At 70.0% G+C, this 19,338-nt stretch carries 18 protein-coding genes; 7 read left to right on the top strand and 11 right to left on the bottom strand.

All coding sequences use genetic code 11. The features are described 5' to 3' along the window. Window positions 1–92: 92 nt before the first annotated feature. From IM697_RS22785 to IM697_RS22775, 3 genes are all read right to left on the bottom strand, one after another. The gene (locus IM697_RS22785) at window positions 93–2,375 is read right to left on the bottom strand and encodes an AbiJ-related protein (RefSeq protein WP_194037724.1); all 2,283 of its coding nucleotides are present in this window, start codon (window positions 2,373–2,375) and stop codon (window positions 93–95) included. A gap of 145 nt (window positions 2,376–2,520) precedes the next feature. Further along, window positions 2,521–2,919 carry a PIN domain-containing protein gene (locus IM697_RS22780; RefSeq protein ID WP_194037722.1) on the bottom strand — a complete coding sequence of 133 codons (399 nt, stop codon included), beginning with the start codon at window positions 2,917–2,919 and terminating at the stop codon, window positions 2,521–2,523. Continuing rightward, entirely contained in the window at window positions 2,919–3,194 is a 276-nt protein-coding gene (locus IM697_RS22775) for a hypothetical protein (protein ID WP_194037713.1), read from the bottom strand. Before IM697_RS22775 ends, IM697_RS22780 begins: the two co-directional genes overlap by 1 nt. Before the next feature lie 495 nt (window positions 3,195–3,689). On the opposite strand from IM697_RS22775, the gene IM697_RS22770 reads away from it, so the two are divergent. After that, window positions 3,690–6,482: a protein kinase domain-containing protein gene (locus IM697_RS22770; protein WP_194037712.1), complete on the top strand. Its 2,793-nt coding sequence runs from the start codon at window positions 3,690–3,692 to the stop codon at window positions 6,480–6,482. Window positions 6,483–6,630: 148 nt separating this feature from the next. On the opposite strand, the gene IM697_RS22765 is transcribed toward IM697_RS22770, so the two are convergent. Further along, a complete protein-coding gene (locus IM697_RS22765) occupies window positions 6,631–7,443 on the bottom strand; it encodes a TIGR02391 family protein (protein WP_228044101.1) in 813 nt (270 codons plus the stop codon). 359 nt (window positions 7,444–7,802) lie between these two features. Between IM697_RS22765 and IM697_RS22760 the strand changes: the two genes are divergently transcribed. After that, complete coding sequence (locus IM697_RS22760; RefSeq protein ID WP_194037711.1) at window positions 7,803–8,876, top strand: hypothetical protein; 1,074 nt, start codon at window positions 7,803–7,805, stop codon at window positions 8,874–8,876. Between the two features lie 381 nt (window positions 8,877–9,257). Then, the gene (locus IM697_RS22755) at window positions 9,258–10,628 is read left to right on the top strand and encodes a hypothetical protein (RefSeq protein WP_194037710.1); all 1,371 of its coding nucleotides are present in this window, start codon (window positions 9,258–9,260) and stop codon (window positions 10,626–10,628) included. 44 nt (window positions 10,629–10,672) lie between these two features. Here the strand turns inward: IM697_RS22755 and IM697_RS22750 are convergent, their stop codons facing one another. The 5 genes from IM697_RS22750 to IM697_RS22730 all read right to left on the bottom strand — a co-directional run bounded on the left by IM697_RS22750 (window position 10,673) and on the right by IM697_RS22730 (window position 15,920). After that, window positions 10,673–11,047 carry a hypothetical protein gene (locus IM697_RS22750; RefSeq protein ID WP_194037709.1) on the bottom strand — a complete coding sequence of 125 codons (375 nt, stop codon included), beginning with the start codon at window positions 11,045–11,047 and terminating at the stop codon, window positions 10,673–10,675. 52 nt (window positions 11,048–11,099) lie between these two features. Continuing rightward, window positions 11,100–11,273: a hypothetical protein gene (locus tag IM697_RS22745; protein WP_194037708.1), complete on the bottom strand. Its 174-nt coding sequence runs from the start codon at window positions 11,271–11,273 to the stop codon at window positions 11,100–11,102. A gap of 629 nt (window positions 11,274–11,902) precedes the next feature. Then, window positions 11,903–12,973 (bottom strand): AAA family ATPase, encoded by a 1,071-nt coding sequence (locus IM697_RS22740; protein WP_194049518.1) that lies wholly within the window; start codon window positions 12,971–12,973, stop codon window positions 11,903–11,905. 351 nt (window positions 12,974–13,324) lie between these two features. Further along, complete coding sequence (locus tag IM697_RS22735) at window positions 13,325–14,533, bottom strand: Mu transposase C-terminal domain-containing protein (protein ID WP_228044870.1); 1,209 nt, start codon at window positions 14,531–14,533, stop codon at window positions 13,325–13,327. Window positions 14,534–15,218: 685 nt separating this feature from the next. Further along, window positions 15,219–15,920 (bottom strand): AAA family ATPase, encoded by a 702-nt coding sequence (locus tag IM697_RS22730; RefSeq protein ID WP_194049517.1) that lies wholly within the window; start codon window positions 15,918–15,920, stop codon window positions 15,219–15,221. 432 nt (window positions 15,921–16,352) lie between these two features. Here IM697_RS22730 and IM697_RS22725 point away from each other — a divergent pair, with 432 nt between their 5' ends. Beyond that, window positions 16,353–16,676 carry a hypothetical protein gene (locus IM697_RS22725; RefSeq protein WP_194049516.1) on the top strand — a complete coding sequence of 108 codons (324 nt, stop codon included), beginning with the start codon at window positions 16,353–16,355 and terminating at the stop codon, window positions 16,674–16,676. 44 nt (window positions 16,677–16,720) lie between these two features. On the opposite strand, the gene IM697_RS22720 is transcribed toward IM697_RS22725, so the two are convergent. Further along, window positions 16,721–16,981, bottom strand: a complete 261-nt coding sequence (locus tag IM697_RS22720; RefSeq protein WP_194049515.1) for a hypothetical protein — start codon at window positions 16,979–16,981, stop codon at window positions 16,721–16,723. A gap of 125 nt (window positions 16,982–17,106) precedes the next feature. Between IM697_RS22720 and IM697_RS22715 the strand changes: the two genes are divergently transcribed. Continuing rightward, a complete protein-coding gene (locus IM697_RS22715) occupies window positions 17,107–17,484 on the top strand; it encodes a peptidase inhibitor family I36 protein (protein ID WP_194049514.1) in 378 nt (125 codons plus the stop codon). 527 nt (window positions 17,485–18,011) lie between these two features. After that, complete coding sequence (locus IM697_RS22710) at window positions 18,012–18,206, top strand: hypothetical protein (RefSeq protein WP_194049513.1); 195 nt, start codon at window positions 18,012–18,014, stop codon at window positions 18,204–18,206. Between the two features lie 86 nt (window positions 18,207–18,292). Here the strand turns inward: IM697_RS22710 and IM697_RS44815 are convergent, their stop codons facing one another. After that, window positions 18,293–18,523: a hypothetical protein gene (locus IM697_RS44815; RefSeq protein WP_228044868.1), complete on the bottom strand. Its 231-nt coding sequence runs from the start codon at window positions 18,521–18,523 to the stop codon at window positions 18,293–18,295. A gap of 348 nt (window positions 18,524–18,871) precedes the next feature. Here IM697_RS44815 and IM697_RS22700 point away from each other — a divergent pair, with 348 nt between their 5' ends. Next, the gene (locus tag IM697_RS22700; RefSeq protein WP_194049512.1) at window positions 18,872–19,255 is read left to right on the top strand and encodes a hypothetical protein; all 384 of its coding nucleotides are present in this window, start codon (window positions 18,872–18,874) and stop codon (window positions 19,253–19,255) included. Window positions 19,256–19,338 lie beyond the last annotated feature (83 nt).

The following is a 19,338-nucleotide window of genomic DNA, read 5'->3' as shown; positions in this document are numbered from 1 at the left end:
CCCAGGTGTCCGCAACGGCATCGGACGGGCGGCCGGAACCTTGAGACCGGCCGCCGATCCCGCTCGACTCGCGAGACACCTCACCGGCCGCTTCAGGTGACCGCGCTGGTGCGTACTGCCTGGCGTATACGGGGGGCGGCGGTGCGGTCGTCGGCGATGTGGCTGAAGTGCTGGGCGGATTCCGGGTGGTCGCGCAGGACGGCGGCGATGACGGATGCGGCCTCATCGGTCAGAGTGCGCAGCCAGGGGGTGATCTTGTCCTGGGCGTTCCACTGGTCCCAGGCGCCGTCCCAGGTACACATGGTGCGGGCGGCCTCTTCCAGCACGTCCCAGTCGCGGTGGGCGGCGGCGTGCGCGCAGATGCCCTGCAGCCAGATGACGACCGCTGCCGCCTCGCCGAACTGCACGATGTGCGTGTCGTCTCCGTGTACGTGCTCTGCCAGGGCACGCAGGAGACGCTGAGACTGCGCGGCTTCTCGTTCCAGGGCGGCTCCCGCCTGCTGGGTGTCCAGGCGGGTGAGCACGCCGATGTGGAGTTCGTAGTCCTCTGGGTGGTCGCCGACCAGGGCCAGCAGGGTGTCCGCGGCGGCCGCGTCGCCGGTGCCGGCGGCTTCGAGCAGTGTCTGGGCCCTGGGGAAGGGGTCTTCCGGGACGTCCGCGTGTTCGCGGTCGATCAGGGCGAGCAGGTCGTGGACGGTCTGGGGGCGGCGTTTCGGGTCCTGGTGGGTGGCGGCGCGGACGACGGGGCGCCAGGGTCCGGGAGGGGGCTGCAGCGGCAGGTTGGTCTCCGGCATCTTGCCGGTGAGGGCCCAGGCGATGACCCTGCCGATGCTGTAGATGTCGCTGGAGGCCGTGGCCTCGTGTGGTGTTCCGGACAGCTCCGGGGCGGCGAAGCCCTCGGTGCCGATGTAGAGGCCGGTGCGGCCTGCTTTGGTGGTCTGGCCTCGCGGCCGGCGGACGATGCCCCAGTCGGCCAGGGTCCAGCGGCCGTCGAAGTGGAGGATGTTCGACGGTTTGATGTCGCGGTGCAGCCAGCCGTGGTCGTGTGCGGTGGCCAGCACCGAGGCCAGAGCGTCGACCAAGGCGCGCAGTTCGGCCGGCTCCCGCAGCTGTTCTTGGCGTTGTGCGGCGGTCCCCTGGGCCCAGGGCATCACGAACCAGGTGTGGCTGGCGCCGACGTCGAGGATCGGCATGGCGTGGGGATGGCCGTTCAGCAGCTGGCCGATCTCGATCTCCCGCCGCATGCGGGCCACTTGCCGCTCCGGCGGGTACTTGCTGTGCAGTTTCTTCAGCGCCACCTTCGTGCCGGTGGGCTTGTGTATCGCCTCGAACACGTCCGCCTGGCCCCCGTCCGGGACCGGCTCACGAGGGCAGGCGTAGTCCTTGCGCTCGCCGCGGGCGGCGCGCCGGACCGCTGCGTAGTCGTCCCCACCGGGTGGTACGGGCGCAGTGGCGACCGGGGGAGCGGGGTGTGCGGTGCGGCGGCCGGCCGGGATCCGGCGGGCCTCGTAGACCGGGTAGCCGCTGACTGTGCGGGCCTCGGCGAGCTCGTAGCCGTCGGCGGCCAGGTGGTCGTTGACCAGTGCCAGCAGCCGCTGGACCTCGCCGGAGTCCGTCCGCACGGCGGGGTGGATCATTTCCGCCAGGAAGCGGAGCAGGACCTCGTCGGAGCCGTCGCAGAGCCCGAAACGGTCGTCCCCAAAGACCCAATCGTCGTCCCAGTCCCCGGGGTTGTTGTAGCAGTGCTGGACGATGTCGCCCTCGGCCGTGGCAAACCGCGGATCATGACTCTTCAGACCGTCCAGGTCGTACAGCCTGCGCAGGAAGGCGACCTCGTCCAGGCTGCCCGACCAGCTCGCCCCGGTGCGGCGCAGCGCGTCGAACAGACGCCGCCGGGTGACCTCGGTTACGGCCGCCGACGAACCTGCAGGTATGCCGCTGCCCCTAAAGCGGCCCGCGACGGTGTGGGCGGAAACGGTACGGAGCAGGGAGGTGACCGTCACGTTCTCGGTGCGGGCACGGGCGAAGAGGTCCAGATCGAAGGAGACGTCGTTGAGAGCCTGCAGCACGGTGCGCTGCAGCTCGCCACCCAGCTCGCGCAGCCGTTCGTAGTAGGCGTCCCTCAGCCCGAGCGAGAAGAAGTCTCCGCCCAGGGTTTCGAAGTCGCCCGGCAGCGGCGTCCTGGCTGGCGCAGCCATGCCGAACCGGCCGACCTTGACCGCGCCGATCTCCCTGATCTCGCCGTCTTGATCGACGCAGAGCAGCTGGAAGGTCGTCTTGAAGCTGTAGTCATCCCAGTTGTCTCGAACCAGGAATGCCTGTCCCGGCACGGGGGAGACGGGCTGCCCGCGGACGGGCAGGACAGTGAACTGCACGGTTCCTCCGAAAGAACACCTCGGCCGGCGGCCGGGCACGTCACAGCAGACAACGAAGGCCGCTCTGCGCGAGCGCCGTTGCTTCCACCGAAGCGGCAGCGGGCGCTGCCAGTGTCGGGCGGCGAAGGACCAGAGCCGATGACGGCTACTGGGCCGGGTGGACAACCTGAACGCCGGTGCCCGCGTACACCTTCGGCGTCAGGGTGAGCAGAAACCGTCCGCTGGGGTGGGCGGCGGAGGGACGGGCGGCGTGGACGGCGTGGACGGCAGCCCACGAGTGACCGAAGCGCAGCAGCTCGGTGGCGGTGACCGCAGCGTTGGTGTCGAACGCCTCGATCCGGATGAACCGCAGCCCCTTGATGTAGCCCAGCAGCCCCGGCCGCTCGGCGTCGCCAGCTGTCAGTGACAGCACCGGCGCATACAGGTCACCGAGTCCGCCGGAGGTCTGGACGTAGAACGCGGCGACCGCTTCATTGAACGGATCCTTCGGGTCGTACAACGCGGCGGCGGTCGTGTGGTCCAGGACGACCGAGATCGCCGCCACTACGCAGCCGCCTGCGGACCGTGCGCGGCACCGCCCAGGCGCTCCAGCAGAGCTCGGGCCTTCGCCTCGGCCTCCGGACTCGGCACGTGGCCGAGGGCGGAAGCGAGCTCGGCGCGGGCCAGCTCGGCCCGCTCGGCGTACTCGGCCTGGGTCGGAGTGCCCTGCGCGAGGTCCTCCACCAGGCTGCGGATGGTCGTGCCGTGCTCGGCCGCCAGCTGGGCGAGCCGGTCCCGTGCAGCCGTGCTCACCTTGATGCTCGTCTCGTCTGCTGCCATACCCCGACTCTACTCCGCCCCTCTACTGCAAGTAGAGGAAAGGGCTGTGCGGCAGCAGATTCCGGCAGCCTCCGCCCGCAAGCGCAACACCACCTCGCAGCGGGGCCCCAATCCCCGGCAGACTCGCCGCGCCATCGTCACCGCCTCGCCCGCCTTGCCCATGCCCCGACAGGGCAGAGCCCGTGGGAGCTGTCCGTCTGGCAGTGCACGCTGTTCCGCATCGGTGTGCACCGTGAACTCGGCGACCCGGACACCGCCCTGACCCGCGCCCGCCGCCTGAACACCGCCGAGCTGCCCACGTCAGAGCGCCGCGCTCGCGCGGCCGCCGACACCGCCCCGCGCTGCTGGCCACCGGCGATGCTGCAGGCACGTTCGCCCAACTCGACCGGTGCCGTATCTGCTGTAAAGCCCTTCCGGCTCACCGTTGGTGCGACACAATCGTGCCCGGCCGGCGCCGGAAGATGACCGCCAGGTCGAGAGCGGAGAAGGCACAGCGTGGACGAGGTACAAGAGCTGCTGGCCGAGTACGGCCAGTGGGCCGCGGACGACACGGCGTCGGTTCGGGACCGGGCGCAGCAGCTCGCGGGCGTGGTTGCCGACCTGCTGCGGCGCACGGTGCCTGCAGCGGCAGTGCACGTGTCGGAGAGCGGCGCAGTACCGGCAGTCTTCTTCGACTTCGAGGGCCGCGACTACCTCGTCAGCTGCACCGTCGACGAGAGCGCGGTCGCGGACGGGACGATCTCGCGCATCGTGAGGGACGCCGGACTGAGCGGCCGGCCCGGTGATACCCGGTGGGCGCTGCTGTCCTGGACTCACGAAGCACGGCAGCTCGACCAGCTGATCGGCGGCGTACGCGGCTTCGGCGTGGTCCTCGACCGCACGCACCTGGATGCCGCGGTGGCCGGCCTGCTGTCGCTCGCCGATCTCATCCAGAACGTCTTCCGCCGACGCGAGCCCCATCTGCCGCTAGCCGAACTGGTGGTCTCCCGCACGCCGCAGGACCTACTACCGCTGACGATGACCGCGGCCGACCGGCTGACCACACCGCTCCACGTGCCGACGCAGACCTGGTGCGGCGCCACCTCGCACGTGGCTCTCGTCGGTGAGGCGACCGCAGTGCAGCCGTCGGGCATGGCCTGGCGGGCCGGTGACTCGCTGCTGGTCACGTACGAGGACGGCCTGGTGGACCTCGACCCGGTGCGGGGCCGCACACGGTGGTTCCTGACCGTTGACGGCTGCCATGGTGCGCCGCTCGTCGGCCCCGACGGCGCGGTGACGGTCATGGCCGGGCCTGCGGTGATCCGCTGGCACGAGGGCACCCTGACGGCCGTCGCGGGCGGCTTCGAGCCCGGCGCGGAGCTGCTAGCTGGTCCTGGCGGCGAGCCGTGGGTGCTGTCGGGCTCGGGAGTCACCTACGGAGCGGGCGAGGGGACGTTGGCGCTGACCCGCCTTGGCGACACTGTGGGCGCTCAGCTGCGCTACCCGGTCTCGTTCGAGGCCGCGGTGCGCTCGGCGGCCTGGCTGGACGGCCGCCGGTTCTTCCTGGCCGCCAGCGGGCACAGCGCTGTCGCAGATCTCAGCCGCACCACGGGCCTGGGACGGCAGCAGGAGTGGATCCGCACCCCCGGCCACTACCCCGGGCACCTGCTCGTCACCGGCCCGGACACCGTACTGACTGCCTCGCCCGACGGGTCCGGCAACCGCATGACCCTCCACCGCACCTCGGTGAGCGATGGTTCCAGCGAGCCGCTCGTCGAGTACCGGCTCGATCGCGTCATGGGCCTGACACAGGCCCCGCAAGACGGACCGGCCTACCTCCTGGCGTCAGTGCCCGACAACGACCCCGTCCTCCTGAGGCCGGTCCTCACCCGCATCATCGGGTACCGCCCCTCCCCGGGGGCCGACCAGTTGCCCGCCGGCGCCGAACCCCGGCCCACCGGTTACGCCCTGGTGCAGCAGTCCGCTCGGGGCGTGAAGAAGGACTACGCCCTGCAACGGCTGCCGATGGCCCGCGAGGGCCAGGCCGACGTGTTCCAGGCCGAGCACAAGGCCACGGGCACGGCCGTGGCCTTCAAGCGGCGGCGACGGCAGGACTCCGGGGCCCGGCGGCGGATGGTGCGCGAGGTGACGGTCGCCCAGCGGCTGGGGGGACATCCCCATGTGATGCCCGTCCTCGACTTCAGCCCCGCCTACGACTGGTTCGTCATGCCGATGGCGGACGCGACCGTCGAGGAGATGCGAACCGAGCTGGCAAGCGACGAGGCACTGCGCGAACTCGTCGACGCCGTGGCCGCCGCGCTGGCCGAGGCCCATGAACAGGGGTGGGTCCACCGGGACATCAAGCCGTCGAACATCCTGCTCCTGAACGGCCGCTGGACCGTGGCCGACTGGGGTATCGCGCGGCGCCCGCGTGGCGAGACGAGCATCGACAAGCCGTTGACGAACGCGCCGATCGGATCGCTGGGCTGGGCCGCACCGGAGTTCTCGACCGATCCGCACGACGGCTCCTGCCCGGCGAGCGACATCTATGGTCTGGGGCAGGTCATCGGATGGATCCTCACCGGCACCTGGCCTCAGCCGAACATCCCGCTGCTGCCCCCGCCCGGGCCGTGGCGCGGCGTGGTGCGCCAGGCCACCTACCCGGATCCGGCCGCCCGTCCCCAGGACATGGCAGCCTTCATCGCGCTCGTCGAGCGCGAGACCAGCCCGCACACCCAACTGCCCATCACCCGGGCCCAGCGGCTGCTCGAAGCCAGCACCGAAGGGGACGAGGACGCAGCCAGGCAGCTGGTCCAGCTCGCCGTCGACCAGCCCGACAACTACGAGCTGTACCTCGATGCCGTCGCCCGCCTCGACCCGGAAGCCGCCGAATCTGTGCTCCTGGCCAATCCGGCCCAGGCCATCACCCTGGTGGAGGCCATGGCGGCTCAGGTCGACGGTGACCGCGGCCAGTGGCCAGCCTTCACCGAGGCCGACCGGGCCATCTACTGGCTGCTGCGGGCAAGCCGCATCGCAGCTCGCGAAGAGCAGTGGGATCTGCTGGAGGCGGCCGCGCGGGGCATGTGCACCTGGGACTACCGCTTCGACCAGTGGAAACCGCAGGATTCCATCAAGAAGTGGCTGCGCTCCCTGTCCGGACACGGCGCGCAGGTCGTCGCCTCCGTGCTGCGGGAGTTCCCCGGCAGCGCGCGCCACTTCTGGGAATTGGAGAACGAGCGGAGCGTCGACATGGAAATCCGCGGCGCCGTGCAGGCTGCGGTGTCAGCGAGCCGGTCTGACGGAGGGTAGTGCCCCGCCGGGCCCGGACACAGGCTGCCCGGTCAGGTCGGTGTCGCAAGCCGTTCACCGGTCATGCCTTCAGCCAGGGGGGACGGGACGACTGCGGGCACACGGCGCATCTGGTCTGGTGGGCCTGGTGGTCTCTGCAGCTAATACCTCAGGGCGTGACGTACGCGCCATCAAGGCGCCGGTGCACCATCGACAGCGTGGTCAGCAGCTCCAGCAACTCCTCGTCGGTGACCGTGCGGTGAAGCCGCGGCTCGTGCGCGGCCGGGTTGCGATACATGCTGAACAAGCCCTTGACCAGGTTCGCCAGCCCCTTCTGCTCATCCAGTTCCGGCCCGGTGGCGTTCGCGTTGATGGCCACCCGGGCGGTGCCCCGGCCGGGCATGAGCACCGTGTCGACCAGGCGAGCCCCGTCCAGGCCCTCGCCGGTGAGGGTCCGCAGCCGGTCGGCCACCGACTTGACCGCCTCCAGGCTCGCGTGGAAAGGGTTCTTGGCGAGGATCTCCAGCGTGCAGTAGCGCAAGACCTCCGGATGCGTACAGCGGCGGCGCAGCTCGGCCCGCAGCGAACTGGCATGCCGCGCCGCCTCGCTCAGGGTGGCCGCCGCCGGGCCCTTGGCGAGCTTGCCCTCGTCGTTGACCCGCAGCCCGACGTGGACGAGGACCTCGTTGAGGTCGTCCTGCCGGCGCGAGAACGTGTGCGGCTGCCGCGCGTAGCGCACCGGAGCCATCGCCGCGGTGATGAACGCGATCACACAGTTCGACGCCTGCTGGCGTGCCTGCTGCGCCAACAGCGCCCCGGCCAGCCGCTCCCGCTTGTTGCCGCCCTCAACCTCCGGCACCCGCACGGCCGCCAGCAGCTGCCCGATCTCCGTCCTGGTCAGTCCCTGGTCGGTGTCGCCGAGGACACCGGACACCGCCGTGACGACCGGCGCAGGCCAGGGCATGTGCTTGTGTGCTGCCACGTCTTCTCCGCTTCACCTCGCAAGCCAACCGGCCAGGATGACACGTACGTTGGAAAGACACCTGCCTTTTCCCAAGCCGGGTGGCCCCCCCACAGCCTCGCTGCACGGTCCGACCCTGGTACACCCCACGGAGCTGACCGCCCCAGGCGGGAAGGACCCGCAACCCGCAAATGTCTGTACGGCGAGGTCCAGGCGCCGAATAGGCTCTCCGTACCCGGAATCAGAACCGACCGGGACAACGACAAGCGGTGCGTGTACAGCCCGCGCGCGTAGGGATCGGGCATCCGACGCCCGGGCAAGGGGGAGAGGCGATGGCCCGCTGGTCTCAGCCGGTGAAAGGCACAAGCCAGCGTCCGGACGTGCACTACCCGCTGATCACCAACGGCCTGGACTACCTCATTGACGTGGCCGACCGGCTGACCGCCGACCCGGCCGGGCTGCCCGATGCCCGCGCCCTGAAGTACGCCGTCCTGCACCTTCAGGCCGCCACCGAGGTCCTGCTCAAGGCCCGCCTCCAGGACGAGCACTGGACCCTGGTCTTCAAGAAGCCGGAGACCGCCACCCGCACCGCCTTCGACAACGCGGACTTCGAGAGCTGCACCACCGACGAGGCCTTCACCCGGCTGACGCAGATCACCGGCCTCGACCTGCCGGACAAGGCCCTCGCCGCGGTGAAGAAACTTGCCCGCGACCGCAACGCCCTGCAGCACTACGCCTTCACCGCCCCGGCTGGTGCGGTCGAGGCACGCGCCGCCGACGTGCTGAACTTCCTGCTGCCCTTCATCGCCGACCACCTGCTGCCCCGCCTCGACACAGAGCAGCGCGACGACGCCGACCTGATGCTCGCGGCCGTCCGCGGAAAGCTCGCGCGCATCGAGGCATACCTCAAGAAACGCCGCAACGAGCTGCGCACCGAACTCAAGGACGTGGCCAACCGCACGGTGACGTGTCCCGAATGCGAGCAGATGACCCTGGTGTTGGGAGGGGATCTACCCAAGTGCCGCTTCTGTCTCAAGGCATGGGACAGCACATTAACGGTCGCCGACGAGTACACCTTCCAGCTCTACGGCATGCCGGGCCATGACGAGCGCGACCTCTGGGTCTGCCCCGCCTGCGAAGCCGAGGCACTGGTCACTGCTGTGACCGCGGACGCCCCGGACACCCCGCGCAAGCTGTGCTTCTCCTGCGCGACTGACTTCGCCGGCACCGCCTTGACCCTGTGCGGGGGTGGCTGCGGGCGGTGCGTGCCGGCCGACTCTGAAGAACTGCTGTGCCCCGACTGCGCCACCCTCGCCTTCGACCAAAATCTGACGATGTCCGAGACCGACCCGCAGCCCAACACCCGCGGCCTGGAGCCGGACGAGCCGTCGGAGCATGGCTGGCCAAGGCCCGAACCAAGCACCCCGCCGGCCAACTCCCCGACACGCACGTGAACCTGGTCGCCGTCCTGTTCGACGGCGATTGGACGGACGAGGCCGCCGCCCCGGGGCCCTATCTCACCCACCGGAAAACGGCCAGGGGCGGTTGCTCAGCCCGGCGCAGGCAGCTCGTCGGGCTGCACAGCGAAGCGCGGGCTCGCTGTGTCGTGAACAGCGGGTGGCAGGACGAGCCGTACCGCTCCGTGCAGCGGCTGGGCGGCCGGGTCCACACGAACCGGCGCAGCCTTCCATACCTCATCCGGCGGGGCTCGTGTCAGCGCCGGCCCTACGCAGTCAGGGCAGAAGCCTGCCCTGACTGCGTAGCTCGCCTCGTAGTCTCTTCCCGACAGGCAGAGGCTGCCGATCGCCGTACAGCACGAAGGGGACGGGGAACACATGCTCGACTTGGACGACCTGGTGAACCGGGTGGTCAACCCGGACGTACGGCCGCTGGTGAAGGAAGCACACCGTTGCTACGCCATCGGCGCCGCCCGGGCTGCCATCGTGCTGACCTGGACAGCGGTGTGCGCGGACCTGATTCACAAGATCGAGGTCCTCAAGGAGGAAGGCGAGCCCGACGCCCGCCCACTGGCCGAAACCGTCGAGCGCGCCCAGCAGCCCGGCCAGGCCGACGCGGTTCCCCTCATGCTCAACGTCGAGAAGACCATCTTGGACATTGCGGAGAAGCTGGAACTGATCGACAGCACGCAAAAGACACAGCTTGAGCGGCTGCGCGAGGACCGGCACCTGTGCGCCCACCCCTCCCTGCGCCCCATGGGGGAGCTGTACGTCCCGACATCCGAGTACGCCCGCGCCCATCTCGCGGCGGCTCTCGACGCAGTTCTGGTGCACCAGCCGAGCCAGGGCCGCAAGGTGCGGGACAGCTTCATCGCCCACGTTGCAGATCCCGCGTTCACGTTCGAGGCCGGCTACCTCGGCCACACCTTCTTCGACCGTGTTCGCCGCACCTCCCGCGCGAAGCTGGTCGACTTCGCCGCCAAGTTCGCCCTGCTGCAGATCGAGGACGACAACATGCCTCTCGCAGCACCGATGTTCGCCGATCGGATGGCTCAGTGCCTGCGCCTGTTCGCCGATCGCGACCAGCCCTTGGCCGAGGAGTGCCTGGCCCGGCACATGCCCAGGCTCGAAAACGCTGAGCCTGCGGTCCAGCTCGCGGCCCTCGGTCGCCTCGGCGACCTGCCTGCGTTCTGGAAAGCCCTGCCCGACCCCATGCGTACGCTCTACAACACCAAGATCACCAGCATTGCCACCCAGGTCCCAGCGATTGGCTATCTCCGGCCCGATGAGACCAGGGCCCTCGCTCTGGTGGCCTACCCCGATGTGCGCACGAGTCTGCCCGCCCTGACGAGCACATTCGCGGTGCTTCCGGTAGCCGAGCGGTCCCGGGTGATCGGCGCCCGACCTGCCCCCTACTTTCTCCCCTATCTGCCCGGCCTGCTCACGGAGGTGCGCAGCTTTGACGAGGGCGAATTGGTCGCCCGCACCGCCATCCTCCCCAGCGCCAGCCTGATGAGCCTGGAGGACACGAAGGCAGTCCTCAGAGCATGGTGGGACAACGAAAACGGCCAGACCTGGGGCCGTGCTATGCCCGGCTACCTCGTTGCGCTGTATTTCACCACCGCGCACCTTGGCGAGGCGCGGGACGAGATCTGGAAGGCCCATCTGGAGGAGCTCCGTCCGTTCCCGGACCTGTTCAACGCCATCGCCCGCGGTACGAGCCTTGCGGCGCCGGTTGTCCAGGGCTGACTACCGCCACTGCCTGTTGAGTCCTATCTGGCGCCGTACCAGCATCAGACGGTGTTCCACGCCCCTCCGCCTTCCTGCCGCGCAGCGCTCGCCAGCTCGCGTACGGTGCGGATCCAGGTCTCTCCGAAGCCGGCGGCGCCGGTGTCGTCGCCGGGAATACGGAAGAGGTTGGGGTCGGCCGCGAGCTGCTCCATCAGCGCCTCGTACAGGTTGCCGAAGAACGGCTCCAGGCAGACCGCCAGGGCCTCGGCGAACTGTGTGGGGGAGGGGATCACAGCGATGAGGTGGTCCAGGAACAGGAACATGCCGAAGTCGTCGATCCGTTGCCGCAGCGCGGCCAGCGCTGGCGTGTCCGGCATGAGCAGCACGTACAGCCCGTAGAAGCCGCGCAGGCCGACCAGCACCGTCCGTGCCTGCACCAACTCCTCATCACTGGCCCGCTCAACCGGCCCCACCACGTCCGCATGCCGCTCAAGCAGCCCCCAGTCCACCGGTGGCCTCTCGCCGCGTTCGGCCGCACCCAGCCATCTGCGCCCAGCCCTCCACCGTCAGCCCGAACATGCCGAACGCGGCGAACGCCTCGGCCAGCGCATCCGCCCCAACCTCCTGCGCCCCCAGACCGATCGCGGCCACCAGGTGCACCACACCCTTCCCCAGCCTCCTCACCCGACCCAGCCACGCTTCGAGCACACTCCACCAGCCGCTGCGACACCGACCTCTCCAGCACCCACACAAGAGCCTGACGCACGGCGCCGATCGGGGGCTCCGGCACCTCAACCACTCCCGGCTGTACGGGCATACTGGCCTCGGCGAACCACTCCAGCACCGCCAACCGACGATCCCGCCCCTGCCGAAGATGCCGCGCTCTCCACCACCACCGACCCCCGACCCCGCCCGAGCCCCCGCCGCCAGCTCTCCAACTGGCTCACCGTCACCACCACGCCCCGCCCGGCGAGTTCACAGATCACCTGCAGGTCAGCCGGACTCGGCGCTCCTCATACCATGCCCACCATTTACAACCCCGAGAAGCGCTCTCTCCGGCGGAAATCCGCCTCTGGCTCACTGGTCACCAGCACCACCGACCAACCGCCAACTGCAAGGAACTCACCCGACCCAAGAGGAACTGACATCACCACACCCGCCCGGACACCCCGCACCACAACCACCGTGATCTCCAGCCTGGGAGGCACCACCCCAGAATCCGGATTCCCGGAAAGTTCTCCGCGAAGGAAACACCCACCCCGGCCCTCGTAGCCAGCTGCCCGCAAAGCGGGCTAGGTCCGGGAGCGCAGCGGATGGACCTTCAAGGCCCCGGTTCCCGGGGCCGCGTGAGACTGCGTCAGCAGGCTCACAAGTCCCTGAAGCGCAGCGGAAGGGACACACGGCTCGAAGCGCAGCGCAGAGCCGGACCTCCCCGCGCAGCGGGGAGGTGTCACTTCGTCAACTCCCGCGCAACGCGCGCTGAGGCGCGGCACCAACTCCCAGGTCAGCACCCGAGAGGCCAGCGCGGGCACCCGGCGCAGCGCCCGTTCGCTGCCCGCGCCCGCCAGCACGAGTGCCGTGTCCGTGTCCGGGTGGTCCCATAGCCCGCGCAGAAACTCCAGCGCCGGCCCCGGAAGGCGCTGTGCCTCGTCCAGTACCAGCACGCGGGGCTGCCGTAGCGCGTTCACCAGCATCAGGTCGGCCTCCCCCGCCCCGCGCGGCAGACGCCTGCCCAGCTCGAGGGCGTCTGCGAGCACCCGGCGCAGTTCGGGAACCGTCGGGTGCACACCGACATGGACCCGACGGACCCGGGCCGGGTGCGGCAACTGGGAAAGGGCGTACTGCAACGCGACGGTCTTACCCTGGCCAGCGTCGCCGTACAGACACACCACCGCCCCGACCGCGGCCGCGTGCGCGACCGTCCGCAGCACCGACCGCACAGCAGGCGTGTGCACCACCTGGGCATCCGGGACCAGGACCGGGACCTGCGCCAGGTGCTTCTGCTCCCGCAGAAACACCTGCCCACCGACGCCTTTCTCGGCCACCACGTTCAGGCCCAGCTCGCTGAGGGGATCCGCCCGGCGCGGCCCGGCCACCTCAGGCTCCCGCCCGGTCAGCAAAGCCCGCCCCGCCCGTCGGTCCCTGCGGATCACCCGGCTCAACGTCGACATCGACGGAACTGGCACCTCACCGCCGGCAGCCACCAGCCGACGCCTCAGCTCCGAGACATTGCCCCCCGCCTCACCCAGCAGCTCCCACACCTCGTCCGACACCACGTATCCCTGCCGGACCGGCGCCTCCGCCCGCCCCGTCGCCTTCGCCTGCTCCAGCCAGCGCCAGACCGTACGCTCCGAAACACCCACCGTCTCAGCAACCGCCCGCACATGCCGCGTCGACAACTCCCCAGCCTGCTGCCGCTCCAGCAGACGACGCACCACCAACGCCCTCGGCAGCACAGCCCCCCGGCCGGCCCCTCTACCTTGATCCACCCCCCGATCACACCTGCCCAGCCCGCCCCACCGCATCAGAACTCACGAACCTGAGACAGCATCACCCACCATCAGATAAAGCCTCACGACAGCGACCCCGCCCATCAGGCTCTCGCCTCATGACAGTGCCGATCCCGCCCCAACACCCCACTGACCAGCGCCGACACAGCACACCACCAGACCAGCACCACCGACTCTCACCACTACCGACCCCAAGCCGCAAGGTCACACACAAGGCGTCTCCGTCGTCGCGTGCGTCATGAGCCAGCACCCGAGGGGACGTGTTGTCGGGGGCGGGTTCGCACAGGGCCGGGGCTGGCTGGGTGTGGTCCGGGGGGTGAGGGAGGGCGGGGTGCGCCAGTCGGCCGGGGGTGCGGCGTGCGGGATGAGGTCCGGCAGGGCCAGCTTCGAGGCGTCGATGTGCTCGGCGGCGGCCAGTTCGTGCTCGGCCTGGACGGAGGTGAGCGCTCCCAGCCGCTGGGCCGGTCCGGCTGTGGTGGCGGGGGCGAACCGTTGTCGGCGCAGCGTCTCGGCGGCCTTCACCTCCGCGCGCAGGCGTCGGGCCCGCTGCGCACGGGCCGTGCGCACGGCCGCCAGTTGTTCGGGAGTGGCCGCGTCCGCGAGGTGCGCGGGCCCGAGATACGCGCCCTGGGCGTCGCAGACGTCGATCTCGTGGTCGTGGTGCGGCATGTAGCGCACGGTGACGGTACGGCCGGCCTGGCCGGTCATCCAGGGCGCGATGTAGGTGCGCCCGCGCCACCGCACACCATGGCTCGACAGCTTCCGCGTCCGGCCGTCTTCCTCCAGCGTGAACGTCCACAGATCGGCGGCGGGAACGTCCGTGACAGGGGTCGGATCGGCCTGCCACGCCTCGAGCGGCGTACGGCCGGACAGTGCCCGGGGCCGGTGCTCGGTGTTCCACCAGCACGTCCAGGCCAGCACCTCCGCGGTGAAGTCCTCAAACGACAGGGCACCGGACGTCTCCGGCCTGGGCCCTGTGCCTTTACGTCGCCGGCTGGTACGGAGCTGGGCGGGGGTGAGGGTGTAACCGGGCAGGGCCGCGAACAGCATCCGGTCAACGGCCCGGTTGAGGTTTTCCACCGTGCCCTTGAGATGAGGGCTGTAGGCGGGAAGGTCCTTCACCGTCACGCCCATCGTGCCGAACGCCGCGGTCACGGTGGCCGACAGGAAGTCTTTTCCCCGGTCCACCCGCACCTGCACCGGGGTCCATCCCGCCGGCCCATACGGGTCTTCCCGCAGCACGGCGGCGCGCAGCGCGGCCAGCACCGAGGCGCGGGACGGAGTACCGGGGGTGACGGCGGTGCCGGTGATGACTTTGGTGGCGGTGTCGACGAACCAGGTCACCCACGGGCGCACCAGGTCGGCGTCGGCATCCACCAGCAGCGGCGCCTGCACATGGTCGGCCTCCCACACGTGATTGCGCCAGGCAAGCGCCCTTTGGCGAAGACGTCGTGCGCGCGGGCCGCGCCCGCCCCTGCGGCAAGACCGGCCCGCTCCCCCGCGGTGAGATCACGGCGCACCGCACGCAAGAACGTCGACAGCGACGGCACCGGCTCCAGCAATGGCACCACCGCCGGCGGCGCGCCCCCAGGAGGAGCCGCGGATCCAGGTGGTGTTGCCGGCCCGTCATGGCTGCTGTTCTCGGCCCGGGCCACCAACTGGCGGTGCACGCGGAGGCGTTGCCGTGCCAGTACGCCAGCAGCACCCGGATCTCCCCCGTGATCTCGAACCGGCCACCGCCACGCTCACCGGGACGCAGCGCAGCCCGCGGCGAGCGGGAAGCCTCCGCCAGCCACCGCCACACTGTCCGCTCCGACACCCCCAAACACTCCCCGGCCAGCCGCACATGCTCCCGCGACAACCGCCGCTCGCCGCGCAGCGCCAGCAGCCGTCGCACCGCTGGCGCCCGCAACGCCCTCAACGACTCCTTGCCCAGCACACCGGCAGGATCCCCCGGCGGCGCCAGCAGCTGCCCGTCCACCCCATGCCCCCTTCGTCCTCATCCGCTTGCGTGGGGCGCGTCTTCTTCCACCCCGGCCTCGTCACCTCGTCACCAACAGGAGCAGGCCCCGTCCACGAGCGCTCCGTGCAGCCGGAGTCACGGGTAAGGGCCAAGACGCGCGCAGGCCTCCTCAATGAGTTCCCGCTCCACCTGCCGCGCGGAGTCGCGCTCGCAGGCCGCGTACACATGCGACGTGATCTTCGCCCAGGTACGGAAATTGCCGCGCGCCATCTGCTCATCCACCCGCGCCATGTCCTCCGGGTCAGCCTGCGCCCACACCGGATGAAACAGGCTCAGCGTCTGCTGCAGTTGCGACGGCTCGAGCCGTCCGACCTGATGCCAGGTCAGCACCCGCGAACGCAACGCCGACGCCCGCGCCACCGCACGTTCGCTTCCCGCCCCACACAGCACCAGCGCCGCCGCACAGCCCGGCGCATCCCACAACTGCCGCAGATAATCCAGCAACGACGGCGTCAGCCGCTGGGCGTCATCGACCACCAGCACCCCCGGCTCCGCCAACGCCCCCGCCAGCGCATGACCGGCCGGCCCAGCCCGGTGCGTCAGCGCCCCCAACGGCAACCCGAGCGCCTCACACAGCACAGCCCGCAGCTGCGGCAGCCCGGGCGCCACCCCGGCCACCGCCCGCCACACCGGCACCCGGCCCGGCAGAAGCCGCACCGCCTGCTCCACCGCGACCGACTTGCCAAAGCCCGGATCCCGGAACACACAGCACATCCCGCGGGCCGCGACCGTATGCCCTACCGCCTCCACCACCCCGGCCACCTGCTGCGTCGACACCAGCCGCGCCCTCGGCACGTACAACCGCACACCACTGGCCCGCGCCCCGCACCCGCGGCGTCTGCGGCATCTGGCCGGCCCTGCGCCGCAGACGTATCGCCGGCCGGCTCCTCAACCACCAGCGGTCCGCCCACCCCGTCTGTGAGCCCCAACTCCGCCAGCGCCCGGTCATACGGACTCGGCTCCACCCCAGCACGGGCTCCTGCCGGGCGGGCCACCTCCAGTACCCGGCCCGCCCCCAGGTCCCGCTTGATCACGCGGTGCAGCGTCGGAATCGACGGCACGCACCGCGCATCCCACTCCTCCAACACCCCCTGTTCCTGAGCCTGGAGCATCCTGCGCCGTGCCGCCCGCACCGAGCTGTCGGCGGTTGGGCCGTGTGAGGTCCAGCTGGGACCGGTGTGGCCCGGCGTCACCGCCATAACCGCTGCCGTGTATCCCGAGGACGGGCTGGCCGCGCTCAACGCCCGTGCCCGCGCCGCTGCCGAAAGCGTGCCCGGCATCACCCTGCGCCCGCCCGAGCCGAGGTTTTGGGGACACAGCACCCTCGCCTACGCGCTGGACGACTTCGACGACCGGCGCCTCAACCGTGAGTTGCGTGCGCTGCGGCCGGACCGGGTCACCCTCACCATCGACCGGATCGCGCTCGTCAACGAGTACCAGGACTCGGTGGCCGGCTACTACACCTGGGACGTCGTGGAGGAATTCCGCCTCGGAAGCGCTGGCACCTCTGCGGGCTATACGACGGCCGCGTAACCGCATCTCCCCCCAAAGGACACCGGGCTGTCAGTTGTGGGTGATCAGGGGCTGTCGCCGCCCCAGTCCCAGCGGGTCGGGTCGCCGGGGCGCGGGTCGTACAGCGCCCGGCCCCCGGGCCCGAACTGCCCGAGCTCGGTGAGGAGGGAGACACCGTCGTCGATCTCCTCCGGCCTCCAGCCGGTGATGTCGAGCAGCAATCCGTCCAGCGGCCCGCCCACCAGTTCGGCGTAGCTGCGTCCCGGCGTCGGGCCCGGGTGGTCGTGGTCGGTGCATTCTCTGAACTTAAGCGAGCTGATCCGCACACCGTGCCCACGCCCGAGCCGCCACGGGGTACCTCGAACCTTTCAGGTACCCCAACCCCGTCTCCGCCGCCAGGGTGAAACCTGAGCCGCCAGTGAAGGCGGCGTCCACCAGGGGAGGACCTCACATGATCAGAACCAGGATCGCCGCAGCCTTCGGCGCCGCCGTTCTCGCGGGGCTGGGCGTCGCCGCCACGGCCACGTCGGCAAGTGCGTCGTATAGCCAGTGCGATTCCGGCGCGCTGTGTGCGTACCTCTACGACAGCGGCGTGGGGACACCCGGCCAGGTGTTCGGGAACAACACCAACCTGGAGCAGTACGACAAGTTCAACAACGCTGAATCGGTCTACAACAACGGCAACTCCTGCGATGTCCATATCTACAACCAACAGAACTACGGTGGCACCGTCGGTCTCCTCAAACGCGGGTACGCCATACACGACCTCGATCGGGAGTCGGGCGGCGCCTGGGCGGACGACATCGCATCCAACTACTGGGTCTGCTGACCCCATGCACAGAATGCTGTGGCTGGCCGCTGCAGCCCTTCTCGCGGCCGGGTGCTCCACGGCATCCGGCCGTGAGGCCACGGCGGAGAATCGGCCCGACCCCCGGCCCTTGAACGGCGTGCTCCACTTCACGGCAGCCGAGTCCGCTGTGTTGCACCGCGCGGAAGAGCAAGAGGTGCAGAAGTGCATGGCACGTCGAGGCTTCGACTACCTCGTGGTGCCTGTCGGCGATGTTGAGCGAGAAGCGGCCGTGAGCCCCTACGGCCTGCTGGCAGAGAGTCAGGCTACCCAGAACGGCTACGGTCTGGGCTTGAGGCGGCTACAGAAGTCGCCCTCCGATCCGAAGTGCGCGGGCATCGCCCCCTTCGACCTGGTCGTCGACCGGCCCTCGATCGGCACCGTGGCCGTGGAGTTCCTCGCCCGCCCAGGTGCTTCGGCGCGTCGGCTGTGGGAGATAACCACCCGCGTCGACGCCGAGGTCGCCGGCGGTCGTTTTCCCTCTCATCCCCGCCGCCTACTACCCGCACATGACCGGCGCCTATGGGATCGCCGGCCCGCAGCGTGCCGACCGCCGCGATATGAAGGTCTGGCTCTCCGACCATCCCGGCCAGCCGGTGACCCTGCGAGCAGAGCGGCTGCACCTGGTCGCACAGCAGCATGACCGGCTGCACATCACCTGGGAGCCCATCGCAGAGGTGGCCCTGGGCGGCATGGCCGCCTGAGTCGGGCCGGGTCGACCGGCACGGATGATCCCCGGACGCACGAACAACAGGTCCCTGCAGACGACGCAGTGCAGGGACATGCCTGGTCAACGGCGGCGGAGTTCCTCGGACCAGTTCCGGAGCGGGTCCTCGAGGGTGAGGTTGTCGCCGCGGGCCACGGTCTGCAGGAGCATGGCGCACACGGCGGCCTCAGCGGCAAGGCCGGCCGGGCTGCCCCAGACGGGGAAGGCGTCGCGGAGGCGGACGGCCATGTTCGGCTGGAGCGGCGAGTAGGCGTAGAGCGTGGCGGCATCGAAGCCCTGAGGGTTTGCCCCCATCCCTCCCAATCGAGCACCCGGAGAGGCGACGTGACGTTCGCCCAGTGCAGGTCCGCGTGGGCTGTGGCCACGGAGGTCAGGGCCTGGGCCGGGATGCCCACGAACTCGGGGATGGCCCGGGTCATGTACTGCTGACGTACGGCGACACGGTCAGTGACAGTTGCCGACACTTTCTCCAGGGCCTTCGTCAGGTCGGCCCACCAGCGTCCTGTGCCAGCGATCCTTGAGCTCGTGCCATCGAAGCTCGAGCATGTGGCGCGGGGGCTCCTATAAGGTTTCAGGTTCCGCTGTAGACGGCCGTCAGGCAGTCTGACCACTCCTGTCAGGACGCAATAGCGAGGGGGACCAATGAGACGCGGGAATCTGATCCGGACTGCGGCGACTGCGGCGATGGCCGCGGGGCTGGCCATAGGAGCTTCAGCCGCTCCGGGTGCGGCTGCTGACAGAAGCTACATCGTCACCAAGCAGGGCGCTGACTGGGGACAGTTCTACGACGACGGCGAATTCCTGATCTGCGACGAAGAAGCAGATGGGCACGGCGTCTACCTCCAGTACAGGAACGAAGAAGGCGACACGCGCAGCTGGACGGACTCGGGAGGGGCCGACGGCGTCTGCGGCTCCGGCGACGCCACCGATGCAATCAGCGCCGCACACTGGTTCAGGGTCTGCGAGCGGATCAACAACCGACCGGACAAGTGCTCGGACAAGGCCTATATCACGTGGGGCGACTGACAACCCCCACTTCAGCCAGGCCGCCCGCGTTGCATGACGTGACCCATCCTGTGCTCGGCAGCTGACGGCGCGTCACTCAACAC

The organism is Streptomyces ferrugineus (assembly GCF_015160855.1).
GTDB lineage: Bacteria > Actinomycetota > Actinomycetes > Streptomycetales > Streptomycetaceae > Streptomyces > Streptomyces ferrugineus.
The sequence above is the reverse complement of the archived record's forward strand: the minus strand, read 5'-3'. Positions and strand labels throughout refer to the sequence as shown.